Annotated in this window: 14 protein-coding genes and 1 pseudogene; 7 read left to right on the top strand and 8 right to left on the bottom strand. The window is 72.0% G+C overall.

The window, feature by feature from the left end; all coding sequences use genetic code 11:
* Window positions 1-4: 4 nt before the first annotated feature.
* Both ACIBMZ_RS17340 and ACIBMZ_RS17335 read right to left on the bottom strand, forming a co-directional pair.
* Window positions 5-265 carry a hypothetical protein gene (locus ACIBMZ_RS17340; RefSeq protein WP_131053345.1) on the bottom strand — a complete coding sequence of 87 codons (261 nt, stop codon included), beginning with the start codon at window positions 263-265 and terminating at the stop codon, window positions 5-7.
* 182 nt (window positions 266-447) lie between these two features.
* Window positions 448-828, bottom strand: coding sequence for a hypothetical protein (locus ACIBMZ_RS17335; protein ID WP_396694835.1), 381 nt, complete (start codon window positions 826-828; stop codon window positions 448-450).
* 193 nt (window positions 829-1,021) lie between these two features.
* Between ACIBMZ_RS17335 and ACIBMZ_RS17330 the strand changes: the two genes are divergently transcribed.
* Genes ACIBMZ_RS17330 through ACIBMZ_RS17320 form a run of 3 tightly spaced genes read left to right on the top strand, consistent with a single transcriptional unit; the run spans window position 1,022 to window position 4,126 of the window.
* A complete protein-coding gene (locus ACIBMZ_RS17330) occupies window positions 1,022-3,577 on the top strand; it encodes an ATP-dependent Clp protease ATP-binding subunit (protein WP_396694833.1) in 2,556 nt (851 codons plus the stop codon).
* A gap of 34 nt (window positions 3,578-3,611) precedes the next feature.
* On the top strand, window positions 3,612-3,776 hold the full coding sequence (locus tag ACIBMZ_RS17325; protein ID WP_350697378.1) for a hypothetical protein: 165 nt from the start codon (window positions 3,612-3,614) through the stop codon (window positions 3,774-3,776).
* Window positions 3,776-4,126: a DUF3140 domain-containing protein gene (locus tag ACIBMZ_RS17320; protein ID WP_396694831.1), complete on the top strand. Its 351-nt coding sequence runs from the start codon at window positions 3,776-3,778 to the stop codon at window positions 4,124-4,126. The genes ACIBMZ_RS17325 and ACIBMZ_RS17320 overlap by 1 nt, the downstream gene beginning before the upstream one ends.
* A gap of 101 nt (window positions 4,127-4,227) precedes the next feature.
* On the opposite strand, the gene ACIBMZ_RS17315 is transcribed toward ACIBMZ_RS17320, so the two are convergent.
* The 3 genes from ACIBMZ_RS17315 to ACIBMZ_RS17305 all read right to left on the bottom strand — a co-directional run bounded on the left by ACIBMZ_RS17315 (window position 4,228) and on the right by ACIBMZ_RS17305 (window position 6,175).
* Window positions 4,228-4,464 (bottom strand): hypothetical protein, encoded by a 237-nt coding sequence (locus tag ACIBMZ_RS17315; RefSeq protein WP_131053341.1) that lies wholly within the window; start codon window positions 4,462-4,464, stop codon window positions 4,228-4,230.
* 38 nt (window positions 4,465-4,502) lie between these two features.
* Window positions 4,503-5,498 (bottom strand): LysR substrate-binding domain-containing protein, encoded by a 996-nt coding sequence (locus ACIBMZ_RS17310; protein WP_396694829.1) that lies wholly within the window; start codon window positions 5,496-5,498, stop codon window positions 4,503-4,505.
* A 77-nt stretch (window positions 5,499-5,575) separates the two neighbouring features.
* Window positions 5,576-6,175, bottom strand: coding sequence for a hemerythrin domain-containing protein (locus ACIBMZ_RS17305; protein WP_396694827.1), 600 nt, complete (start codon window positions 6,173-6,175; stop codon window positions 5,576-5,578).
* Window positions 6,176-6,282: 107 nt separating this feature from the next.
* On the opposite strand from ACIBMZ_RS17305, the gene ACIBMZ_RS17300 reads away from it, so the two are divergent.
* Both ACIBMZ_RS17300 and ACIBMZ_RS17295 read left to right on the top strand, forming a co-directional pair.
* On the top strand, window positions 6,283-7,611 hold the full coding sequence (locus tag ACIBMZ_RS17300; protein ID WP_396694825.1) for a M20/M25/M40 family metallo-hydrolase: 1,329 nt from the start codon (window positions 6,283-6,285) through the stop codon (window positions 7,609-7,611).
* A 19-nt stretch (window positions 7,612-7,630) separates the two neighbouring features.
* On the top strand, window positions 7,631-8,284 hold the full coding sequence (locus ACIBMZ_RS17295; RefSeq protein ID WP_396694823.1) for a hypothetical protein: 654 nt from the start codon (window positions 7,631-7,633) through the stop codon (window positions 8,282-8,284).
* Window positions 8,285-8,373: 89 nt separating this feature from the next.
* On the opposite strand, the gene ACIBMZ_RS17290 is transcribed toward ACIBMZ_RS17295, so the two are convergent.
* Together ACIBMZ_RS17290 and ACIBMZ_RS17285 are read right to left on the bottom strand one after the other, a co-directional pair.
* A complete protein-coding gene (locus tag ACIBMZ_RS17290; protein ID WP_396694821.1) occupies window positions 8,374-8,568 on the bottom strand; it encodes a DUF5703 family protein in 195 nt (64 codons plus the stop codon).
* A gap of 59 nt (window positions 8,569-8,627) precedes the next feature.
* Window positions 8,628-9,599, bottom strand: coding sequence for an aldo/keto reductase (locus ACIBMZ_RS17285; RefSeq protein ID WP_396694819.1), 972 nt, complete (start codon window positions 9,597-9,599; stop codon window positions 8,628-8,630).
* 147 nt (window positions 9,600-9,746) lie between these two features.
* Here ACIBMZ_RS17285 and ACIBMZ_RS17280 point away from each other — a divergent pair, with 147 nt between their 5' ends.
* Together ACIBMZ_RS17280 and ACIBMZ_RS17275 are read left to right on the top strand one after the other, a co-directional pair.
* On the top strand, window positions 9,747-10,799 hold the full coding sequence (locus ACIBMZ_RS17280; RefSeq protein ID WP_396694817.1) for an LLM class F420-dependent oxidoreductase: 1,053 nt from the start codon (window positions 9,747-9,749) through the stop codon (window positions 10,797-10,799).
* Window positions 10,796-11,632 carry an undecaprenyl-diphosphate phosphatase gene (locus ACIBMZ_RS17275; protein WP_396694815.1) on the top strand — a complete coding sequence of 279 codons (837 nt, stop codon included), beginning with the start codon at window positions 10,796-10,798 and terminating at the stop codon, window positions 11,630-11,632. Before ACIBMZ_RS17280 ends, ACIBMZ_RS17275 begins: the two co-directional genes overlap by 4 nt.
* Before the next feature lie 131 nt (window positions 11,633-11,763).
* On the opposite strand, the pseudogene ACIBMZ_RS17270 reads toward ACIBMZ_RS17275, so the two are convergent.
* Window positions 11,764-11,972, bottom strand: a pseudogene (locus tag ACIBMZ_RS17270) (hypothetical protein); the annotation flags it as partial.

Here is an 11,972-nt window from a genome sequence, read left to right as displayed (position 1 = left end):
GCCCCTACAGCGTCGCGACGTACTGCTGGGCCTGCTCGACCGCGACGAGCGTCGCGGCGAGGCACTCCTCCAACTCCTGGCTGGCCTGCGTCAACGACGCCTGAGCCGCCTCGACGGTGGTGTGTCCGCTGCCCTCCAGCGCGCCCGCCAGCGTCTGTTGCGCCTCGGCCAGTTTCTCGCCGGCGGCCTGCACGGCGCTCTGGCCGTCACCGATCTGCTGGAGCGCGACATCGATGGCTGCCTTGAGCTCGGCGACGCTCGCCACGCGGAACCTCCTGGGGGCGGGGAGGACTCCATTAGAGCCTATGCCGGTCGGGGGACGAACATACCCTGTCAGTGTTGCTGCCCTACTGACCGGTTGTCGACCGCAGGCGCGGCGAGTCCGATTCGTGGGACCCGGGGTCGGACGATCACGCAGGGCGATCGTCCCGGGCCGTGCCCGCCCGGTCAGCCGCGCAGCCAGCGGGGCCCGTACACCTCCGCGCCGAGCGCGGTGACCCGCTCCCGCAGCGCCCGGTCGGCGGTGACCACCAGGCGCCGTCGGTCGCCGGCCTCGGCGACCAGCTCGACCACGGCGTCGTCACCGGAGGCGTCGGCCGCGACCACCCGGACCCCGTCGACGCCGGGTACGCCCCGCGCGGCGCCCTCCACCACCAGCACCACCTCGACCGGCGGGGACAGCTCCGGCGGTACGCCGCGCCCGCCCACCGGGGTCAGCGTGTCCCGTAGTCGGGCGGTGGCCCCGGCCCGGTCCCGCCACCAGCCGTCCGGGCGGGACCCGACGACGTTGGCGGCGTCCACGATCAGCAGCGGGGTCGTCGTCTCCATCCGCTCACCCTGCCATTCGGGCGGTCGCCCCGCCCGCCGGCACGCCCGGTCGGCGTTTCGCGTGGTCCCGCCGCCCGGCGACGTCCCGTGCCGCCACCCGTGGCCGTCCCGCCGGTGCCCGCCGGTGGCGTTTGTCCGGCCTGGGGCCGGGTAGCCCGTGCCGACCGTCTCGCGCCGACCGCGGAGGACAGAGATGATGGGACCCGGCGACTTCGGCTCCGACCCGTGGGACGAGTTCCTGGCGCGGTACTTCGGCCGGGGCGAGGGTGGGCGACGCCCCGCGCACCGGGTCGACATCACCCGGTTGATGACCGCCGACGCCCGGGAGATGCTGGCCGACGCGGCACGCCGGGCCGCCCAGAAGCAGAGCAGCGACCTGGACACCGACCACCTGCTGTGGGCGGCGTTGCAACGCGAGCCGCTGCGTGACCTGGTACGCCGGGCCGGTGCCGACCCGGACACGCTGCTCAACGCGTTGGGCGGGCGGGCCGACGGCGCCCCGCAGGGCGACGTGCCGCCCAACCTGTCGCTCACCCCGGCGGCCAAGCGGGCGCTGCTCGACGCCCACCAGCTCTCCCGGGCGATGGGGGCGAACTACATCGGTCCCGAGCACATCCTGATGGCGTTGCCGCTCAACCCGGAGTCGCCGGCCGGTCGGATGCTCGCCGCCGGCCGGATCCAGCCGGAGTCGTTGCAGGCCGCCAACGCCGAACGCGGCCCGATGACCAACCCGCGCCCGGACCGGGGCACGCCCACCCTGGACCAGTACGGCCAGGACCTCACCGACCTGGCCCGCAACGACCAGATCGACCCGGTGATCGGGCGCGCGGACGAGATCGAGCAGGCGGTGGAGATCCTGTCCCGACGGACGAAGAACAACCCGGTCCTGATCGGCGAGGCGGGCGTCGGCAAGACCGCGATCGTGGAGGGACTGGCCGAGCGGATCTGCGACGGCGACGTGCCGCAGACCCTGCTCGGCAAGCGGGTCGTCCAGCTCGACCTGGCCGGGCTGGTCGCCGGCACCCGCTACCGGGGCGACTTCGAGGAACGCCTGAAGAAGGTGATCGACGAGATCCGCGCGCACCGCGACGAGCTGATCATCTTCCTGGACGAGATCCACACCCTGGTCGGCGCGGGCGGCGCCGGCAGCGAGGGTGGGATGGACGCGTCCAACATGCTCAAGCCCGCGCTCGCGCGGGGCGAGTTGCGGGTGATCGGTGCGACCACGCTGGACGAGTACCGCCGCAGCATCGAGAAGGACGCCGCGCTGGCCCGACGGTTCCAGCCGGTCTTCGTGCCGGAGCCCACCGTCGAGGACACCGTCTCCATCCTGCGCGGCCTGCGCGACCGCTACGAGGCCCACCATCAGGTGCGGTTCACCGACGAGGCGTTGGTCACCGCCGCCGAGCTGTCCGACCGGTACGTCACCGACCGCTTCCTGCCAGACAAGGCGATCGACCTGATCGACCAGGCCGGCGCGCGGGTCCGGCTGCGGACACGGACGCCCGCCGCCGACGTACGCGACCTGGAGCAGCAGCTTGAGGAGGTACGCCGGGACAAGGAACAGGCGGTCGCCGACGAGCAGTACGAGCGCGCCTCCACGCTGCGCGACCGGGTCTCCGAGCTGGAACGGCAGGTGCAGCGCGCCCGGGGTGAGGACGGCAACGACAGCCAGGTGCCCGAGGTGGGGCCGGACGAGATCGCCGAGGTGGTCTCCCGGGCCACCGGCATCCCGGCCAGCCAGCTCACCGAGGAGGAACGGGACCGGCTGCTGCGCCTGGAGGGGCACCTGCACGAGAAGGTCGTCGGGCAGGACGACGCGGTCGAGGCGGTCGCCGAGGCGGTCCGCCGTTCCCGGACCGGCCTGGCCGACCCGAACCGGCCGATGGGCAGCTTCCTGTTCCTCGGCCCCACCGGGGTGGGCAAGACCGAACTGGGCCGGGCCCTGGCCGAGGCGTTGTTCGGTGAGGCCGACCGGATGGTCCGGGTGGACATGAGCGAGTTCCAGGAACGGCACACCGTCAGTCGGCTGGTCGGCGCCCCGCCCGGCTACGTCGGGTACGAGGAGGCCGGTCAGCTCACCGAGGCGGTGCGCCGCCGCCCGTACGCGGTGGTGCTGCTGGACGAGATCGAGAAGGCCCACCCCGACGTCTTCAACATCCTGTTGCAGGTGCTCGACGACGGGCGGCTCACCGACAGCCAGGGGCGGACGGTCAACTTCAAGAACACCGTACTGATCATGACGAGCAACCTGGGGTCGGAGCTGATCACCGGCAGTCAACGCGCGGTCGGCTTCGGCACCGGCGAGCCCGGTAGCGAACAGGAGAGCGACGAGCTGCGGGAGCGGCTGATGCGTCGGCTCCAGGAGAACTTCCGGCCGGAGTTCCTCAACCGCATCGACGAGGTGATCATCTTCCGTCGGCTGGAGGCCGAGCAGTTGCGGCAGATCACCGGACTGCTGCTGGAGGAGACCCGACGTCGGTTGCACGCCCAGGACATCGAGGTGGACTTCACCACCGCCGGGGTGGACTGGCTGGCCGAACACGGCTACCAGCCGGAGTTCGGTGCCCGGCCGCTGCGCCGGGTGATCCAGCGGGAGGTGGACAACCACCTGTCCCGGATGCTGTTGGAGCAGCAGCTCTCGCCCGGTCAGAAGGTCACCGTGGACGCCCGGGACGGCCGGCTCGCCTTCGACGTGGCGGCCGGCGCGCGCGGGCACGCCACGGCCGGCACCACCCACCCCCGCTGACCGGCCGGGAACCGACGATCGGAGGGGCTAGGCGATGACGGAACCGGACGAGGCCCGGGACGACGAACGCAGCGACCCGATCCTGGCGCCGCCGACCGCCAACCCGGCCCGCGTGCAGGTGCCGGCGGAGGGGCTGGGCGGGCAGACCGACGAGGGGCACCCGGACGACGCCGGGTCGCCACCCGGAGAGGAGGCGTGATGGCACGCGAGCAGCGGCTCGACCCGGAGGTGGAGGTGCTCTGGGAGGACTTCCACGCCGAGGTCAACGTGCCCTCCGAACAGCTACGGCAGTGGCTGCTGACCCGGGGGTCCGGCGAGGAGGCGTTCGGCCCGGACCCGGATCTGAACCTGCCCGAGCCCGGTCGGCAGATCCTCGCCGTGCTGCGCAAACGCAAGGTGGACCTGACACCCGACGACGTCGAGGTGATGCGGGAGGCGGTGGAGCGGATCCGGTCGCTGGCCGCGGACAAGCCGCGCCGGGGCAACGCCGACGACGAGTGGCGGCACGCACTGCTCGACCTCGGACACGACGTCCTCGTCGAACGCTGACGCCGGTTCGCGCGGGGTGCGCGTGGTGAAAAGGAGGGGTCCCATGCTATACCGGAGGCGTTAGCAGGGGATCCCTCCTTTCACACCTGCGCGGCCGGGCGCTACTCGCTCTCCAGGCTGCCGATGGTCAGGCCGACGGCCTCCCCGGCGGCCTGCCGCTCGGCGCGGGTCTGCTCCTCCCTGGTGATCAGGTTGGCGTACTCGGCCAGGTCCGCCGGGTCGGGCACCTCCGGCACCCGGCGCAGGAACGCTTCCACCTCCCGGACGGCGGCGGTGTGCGCGGCGGCGGCCCGGCGCAGCACCTCACGGTCGTCGGCGGCGGGATAGAGGTCGGTCATGTCGCGCCGCATACCCGCCGTCGGCCGGTTCGCACCCGTCAGGCGCTTCGCAGCCCCCGGTCCGCCGTCGCCGCCGGCCGGCGCACCCCGAAGGCCGGATTGCCGAGCAGCCAGGCCAGGTACGCCGGATGCGGCGCCAACGCGTCGGTGTACGCCACCAGCGCCGTGTCCAGCACCAGATCGGCCATTCGGGCGGCAGGGGATTCCGGGTGCCAGCCCAGCATCAGCCGCCAGCGCAGCGGGCTGCCGGCCAGCCGCCGGGTCACCAGGCCCGCCACCGGCCGGAAGGTGGCCTGGCACAACGCCACCGCCTCCCCGGCGTCCACCAGGTCGATGCAGCCGCGCACGTCGGCCTCGTACAGCTTGCGCGGGGTGAAGCCGGCCCGGGCGCAGGCGGCGGCGAAACAGTCACCGAAGCAGCCGTCTCCCGGGGCCGCCACCCACTGCTCGTGCCGCAGCTCGGCCAACGCCACCTCGCTGCGCCCGGCCAGCGGATGGGTCTCCGGCAGCAGCACCATCACCGGGTCGACGGCCACCTCCCGCCAGCTCAACCCGTAGTCCGCCGACGGGGTGGAGTCCCCGCACACCCCGGTCAACGCGTAGTCCAGCCGCCCACCGGCGACCAGTTGCGCCAACTCGTCGACCGACCAGGACGCGTACGTGGTGATCTGCGCCTGGGGTTGCTCGGCGGCCAGCCGGTGCACCAGCCGACCCAGGATCGGGCTGTTCACCCCGCCGAAGCGGTAGCGGCGGGGGGCGTCGCCGGCCCCGGCCAGCCGGGCCGCCTCGTCCTGGAGTCCCTTCATCGCCGGCAGCAGCACCCGCGCCCGGGCGAGCACCAGCTCGCCCAGAGCGGTCGGCCGGGCGCCGCGCCGGTCCCGTTCGAACAGCGGACCGCCCAGGGTTCGTTCGATGCGCTGGAGCTGGGCGGTCAGCGCCGGCTGCGCCAGGCCGAGCGTGGAGGCCGCCTTCGTCACGCTGCCCGTCTCGGCGATGGCGCAGACCACCCGCAGGTGCCGCAACTCCAGATTCATAGCGTGACGGTAGGGCCACGGAGCATCCGGCGGAAGGGCCCGGACGGATCAACGACCATGAACATGTCGGCGGTGACTCAGCGTTGCGGCGGCTCCGCGACCTCGCTCAGTTGGGTGTGCCGGCCGGTGACCGCGTCCCGGAACTTGTCGACCAGCGCCACCGCCGGCTCGACGATCCGGTTCCACGGCGGAGTGTGCGGGATCCCCGGGTGCGGCCGGGTCGGCGCGGCCTCCTCGGCGATCTCCAACCGGTTGCCGAGCCGGATCAGCTCCTCCTCGGTGGCCGCCGCGCAGAGCCGCTCGACCAGGGCGTCCACGGCCACCACGTGCGCGTCGAGCAGGTTGGCGACCATGGGCAGCCGGTCGTCGTCGAGCCCGTGCAGCGCCATCAGCAGCGCGGCGTCGCCGGCCAGGACGTCGGCGACCGGCTGGTCGGCATCCTCCAGTGCCTGCCGGATGGCGGGCAGCAGGCACTGCTCCTCGGCCGCCAGGTGTCGGGACAGCGCCGCGACCAGGATCTCCCGACCGTGCGCCGGATCCGGGCCGGGCTCGACCAGCCGCCGGGTCAGGCTCAGCAACTGCTGGTGCTCCTCGGCGATGGTGGCGGCGATGCTCTGCCCGGCGGGCTGATAACCGTCGCCGGTCGACGGTGGCAGCGGCGGCAGGTGGACGGACACGGTCCCTCCTCGGCTGGGCGGGCGGAGCGACGATGATATGGCATTCGGACGCGCGCGCAGTACCCGCACTCACCCGGGCCGAAACGGCAGGCTGGTATGAAGGGGCGATGACGAGCGACGCGCACCCCGCCTTCCCCGCGCCGACCGACGAGGTCGTCGACCTCTGCCGGGACCTGCTGCGCATCGACACCACCAACACCGGCGACAACGCCACCAGCGTCGGCGAGCGCCTCGCCGCCGAGTACGTCGCCGAGAAGCTGGCCGAGGTCGGCATCACCCCGCAGATCCACGAGTCCGCCCCCGGGCGGGCCAACGTGATCGCCCGGATCCCCGGCGCCGACCCGAGCCGGGGCGCGCTGCTGGTGCACGGCCACCTGGACGTGGTGCCCGCCGACGCCGACGAGTGGTCGGTGCACCCGTTCTCCGGCGAGTTGCGCGACGGCTACCTGTGGGGCCGGGGCGCCATCGACATGAAGGACTTCGACGCGATGGTGCTCGCCGTGGTGCGCCACTGGCAGCGCACCGGCGTCCGTCCGCCGCGCGACATCGTGCTCGCGTACACCGCCGACGAGGAGGCCGGCAGCGAGTACGGTGCGCACTACCTGGTCACCCGGCACCGGGAGCTGTTCGACGGGTGCACCGAGGGCATCGGCGAGGTCGGCGGCTTCTCGTACACGGTGGACGAGTCGCGGCGGCTCTACCTGATCGAGACCGCGCAGAAGGGCATCGACTGGCTGCGGCTGCACGCCAAGGGTCGGCCCGGGCACGGCTCGATGGTGCACGACGACAACGCGGTCACCGCGCTGGCCGAGGCGGTGGCCCGGATCGGCCGGCACCGCTTCCCGGTGGTGGTCACCGACACCGTACGGGCCTTCCTGGAGGAGGTCTCCGAGGTGCTCGGCATCGAGCTGGACCCGGAGGACCCGGAGACCGCCATCGCCAAGCTCGGCCCGATCGCCAACATCATCGGCGCCACCATCCGCAACACCGCCAACCCCACCCGGCTCGCCGCCGGCTACAAGGACAACGTGATCCCCGGCCGGGCCAGCGCCACCATCGACTGCCGCAGCCTGCCCGGCCAGTCCGAGCTGCTGGAACGGCAGTTACGCGAGCTGGTCGGCCCGGACATCGCCATCGAGTACGTCCAGCGCCAGCCCGCCCTGGAGACCACCTTCGACGGCGATCTGGTCGCGGCGATGTCCGCCGCGCTGGTCGCCGAGGATCCGGGCGCCCGGCCGGTGCCGTACATGCTCTCCGGCGGCACCGACGCGAAGGCGTTCGCCCACATCGGCGTACGGTGTTTCGGCTTCGCGCCGCTGCGGCTGCCGGCCGACCTGAACTTCTCCGCGCTGTTCCATGGCATCGACGAGCGGGTACCGGTGGACGGACTACAGTTCGGCGTGCGGGTTCTCGACCGGTTCCTGCGCACCTGTTAGTAAGTGAGAGGGACACCTCATGACCGACCAGCACGGTGAGCTGGAAGCCGCACTCGAGCGCGTGATCGAAGCGGCCCGCCACCACCTGGCCGCCGTCCGCGCCGCCGAGGGCCGGATCGACGACGACGACGTCTGGCAGGCGTACGTCGCGTTGAACAACGCGTCGTTCGCCTACGACGAGCAACTCATGGACGCCTTCGGTGAGGTGACTCCGTGGGACGTCGAGTCGATCGACCCGAACGAGGCCGACCAGCGTTTCGGCGGCGCCGAGGGCGTGGAGCCGACCGACCCGCACCCGCAGGTGATCTCGGTACGCCAGCGCCGCGACTACCGCGTACCCAGCGTCTCCGCGCTGATCCGCGTCGCCGAGGCGGCCCGCCGCGAGGGCGCCCCCGGCGAGGACCAGGTGCCGCCGGTGGAGGGCGTCGGCGAGGCGGTGCTGGAGTTGCTGCAGAGCGGCGACGGTTCGCTCGGCGCGCTCGACGTGCCGGAGCTGGAGCCGCTCGACGGCGTGGTGATGGTCAGCGAGGTCGGCACCCCGGTCGACCTGGAGTCGTTCGACGACGACGACCCGGTGGGCCCGTTCCAGCCGGCGGCGGACGACCGGCTGGTCGGCCGACTCGACGAGCACCCGTTCATGGAGCTCGACGACGAGCACGACCACGTGCACTGACCCCACGTGTCCTTCGGTGGTGGGTACGTCTGTCGTCGCCGGAGCAGCGACAGATCTACCCACCGCCGGGTGGGCCTGGCCGCGTCCCGTCAGTAGGACAGGCCGGGCTGCGGGGAGCCGTTGGCCAGGCGGCGGCGCAGCACCACCTGACGGGTGCCGTCACGGAACAGCCGTACCCGGGCCAACTCCCACCCGCTGAACTCGGCCTGGATCGCCAGTTGCGCGGCGGCGGTCAACCGGTCGACGTTCGGCGGTAACCGCAGCGGCGCGTACTCGTAGTCCATGAGCCCTATGCTGCCCATTCGGAGCCGCCGCGCGCCACCCTCGGCGGAAGTCGGGCACCTCACCCGTCGCGTTCGGGGTATCCGACCTCCAGGGCCGAGACGTCGTCCAGCGCCGTGGTGATCTCCTCCGGCAGCGTCATCCGCTCCACCTGTAGGGCGCCGAGCAGTTGCCCGGAGGTCCGCGCGCCGAGGATCGGCGCGGTCACGCCGGGCCGGTCCCGGATCCAGGCCAGCGCCACCTCCAGCGGGGAGACCCCGAGGCCACCGGCGGCGGTGGCGACCGCCTCCACGATGCTGGAGCAGCGCGGCTCCAGGTAGGTGGCGACGAAGCGTTCGAAATGGGGCGACACCGCCCGGGAGTCCGCCGGGCGCCCGTGCCGGTACTTGCCGGTGAGTACCCCCCGACCCAGCGGCGACCAGGGCAGCACGCCCAGCCCGAGCGCCTCGCAGGCCGGCAGCACCTCACGTTCGACACCCCGTTCCAGCAGGGAGTACTCCACCTGGGCGGCGACCACCGGGGCGCGTCCGGGCCAGGCCGCCTGCCAGGCCGCCGCCCGGGCGGTCTGCCAGCCGGAGAAGTTCGACACGCCGACGTAGCGGACCCGCCCACTGGCCACCGCGTGGTCCAGCGCGGCCAGGGTCTCCTCCAGCGGCGTGACCGGATCGTAGCCGTGTACCTGGAACAGGTCGACATGGTCGGTTCCCAGGCGTCGCAGCGAGGCGTCGAGCGTACGCAGCAGGTGTCCCCGAGAGCCGTCACGGCGGCGGGGGCCACCCGGGCGCAACCCCGCCTTCGTGGCGATGAGCAGGTCGTCGCGGGGCACCAGCGTGCCCAGCAGCGAGCCGATCACCGACTCGGCGTCACCGTCGCCGTACACGTCGGCGGTGTCGATCAGGTTGCCACCCGCGTCCAGGTAGCTCTTCAGTTGCGCAGCGGCGTCGTCGGCGTCGGTGTCCCGGCCCCAGGTCATGGTGCCGAGCGCGAGCCGGGAAACCGCCAGCCCGCTTCGGCCGAGCGGTCGCTGTTGCATGGGTGAACCTTATTTCGAACGAGGGCCGAACCGATATCCTCGCTCCCGTCGAGTCTGCCCAGACGCACGGCGGTTCGGGTGAGCCGGTGATCCTCGCTCTCGGCGGCATTGCGTAACCTGATGCGACTGCGGATGGGGGAGGACTCTGTGCGACTCGGGCTAAACCTCGGATACCAGACAGCCTGGAGCACGCCGGCGGATCATCTGGCCATGGCTCAGGAGGCGGACCGACTCGGCTACTCGGTGGTGTGGGCGGCGGAGGCATACGGCTCCGACTCACCCAGCATGCTCTCCTGGATGGCCGGGCAGACCGAGCGGATCGACATCGGCAGCGCGGTGATGCAGATCCCGGCCCGTACGCCCGCGATGACCGCGATGACCGCGGCGACCCTCGACGCGCTCTCCGGCGGCCGGTTCCGGCTCGGCCTGGGCGTCTCCGGCCCACAGGTCTCCGAGGGCTGGCACGGCGTACGGTTCGGCAAGCCGCTGGCCCGCACACGGGAGTACGTGGACATCGTGAAGCTGGCGGTGGCCCGCAAGGAGGTCGCCTACGACGGCGAGTTCTACCGGTTGCCGCTGCCCGACGGTCCCGGCAAGGCGCTGCGGCTGGGTTTCCACCCGCCGCGTGAGCACATCCCGATCTACCTCGCCGCGGTCGGTCCCAAGAACCTGGAGCTGGCCGGCGAGATCGCCGACGGCTGGTTGGCCGTCTTCTACGCCCCCGAGTTCGCGCAGGAACAGCTCGCGGCGGTAGGCGCCGGCCGGGCCAAGGTCGGCAAGGAACTGGCCGGCTTCGACGTGGTGCCGTCCGTGCCGGTCGTGGTCGGCGACGACGTCGACTCGTGCGCGCAGTTGGTGCGCTGGTACGCCGCCCTCTACGTGGGTGGGATGGGCAGCCGGCAGCAGAACTTCTACAACCAGTTGGCGACCCGGATGGGATACGGCGACGCCGCCCGCGAGGTGCAGGACCTCTACCTTGCCAAGCGGCAGCGCGACGCGGCGGCGGCGGTGCCGCTGGAGTTCATCGACCGGACCTCGCTGCTCGGTCCCAAGGAACGGATCGCCGAGCGGATGCGCCAGTACGCCGAGTCCGGCGTCACCACCCTGTCGGTCACCCTCTTCGCCGGCGACCGGGACACCGGGGTGCAGACCCTGCGTACCGTGGCCGAGGCACTGGAACTCTCGGGAGTCGGGGAGTGACCTGGATCGAAGCCATCGTCCTGGGCATCGTCCAGGGTCTGACCGAGTTCCTCCCGGTCAGCTCGTCGGGGCACCTGCGAATCACCTCGGCGATCTTCTTCGACCGTGACGCCGGGGCGTCGTTCACCGCGGTCACCCAGCTCGGCACCGAAGCGGCCGTGCTGCTCTACTTCGCCAAGGACATCTGGCGCATCGGCCGCACCTGGACGGTCGGCATCTGGGACTCCTCCGTACGCTCCAGCCTCGACTACCGGATGGGCTGGTACGTGATCGTCGGCTCGATCCCGATCGGGGCGCTCGGTTTCCTGTTCAAGGACCAGATCCGGGAAACCGCCCGGAACCTGTGGGTGGTGGCCACCACCCTGATCGTGTTCGCCTTCGTGCTCGCCTTCGCCGAGTACTGGGGTCGGCAGACCCGGACGTTGAAGGACTTCCGGATGCGCGACGGCGTGGTGATGGGCTTCGCCCAGGCGATGGCGCTGATCCCCGGCGTGTCCCGGTCGGGTGCGACGTTGACCTTCGGTCTCTTCCTCAACCTGACCCGGGAGACGGCGGCCCGCTACTCGTTCCTGCTGGCCATCCCGGCCGTGGTGATGTCCGGGATCTTCAGCCTCGGGGACGTCTTCGAGCCAGCGGCCCCGGGCACCTCGGCGCCGACCGTGGCGCAGATGGTGGTCGCCACGCTGATCGCCTTCGCCGTCGGGTACGCGGCCATCGCCTGGCTGCTGCGCTTCGTCGCGCACCACACCCTGTACGTCTTCGTGCTCTACCGGGTGGCGGTCGGCACCCTGGTGTTCGCCCTCCTGCTCACCGGCACCATCAGCGCCACCTGAGTTGATGGAAGGAGGGGTCCCCTGCTGTCGCGTGGTGTATGGCAGGGGCCCTTCCTAACGCGGTGGAGTCGTTGACGGCCGGCACCCCCGGGCTGGGGGTGCCGGCCGTCGTGTTCGTGTTCGGGTGGGGGTCAGCTGTTCCAGTGTGCGGCGACGAGGTCGGCGGCTTGCTGTTCCCACTGGGCGTAGTGGTCGGGGAACGCCGACACCTGCACGGTCTGCGCGGCGACGGTCAGCGGCATGTCCTGCCAGCCGTCGACCTGCTTGAGGCCCTTGAGGAAGGCGAGGGTGGCGTATTCGGGGTCGGTGATCTGTTCGACCGTGCCCCAACCGCTGGACG

Source organism: Micromonospora sp. NPDC049900 (assembly GCF_044461025.1).
Lineage (GTDB): Bacteria > Actinomycetota > Actinomycetes > Mycobacteriales > Micromonosporaceae > Micromonospora.
This window is presented reverse-complemented; position numbering and strand designations above follow the sequence as displayed.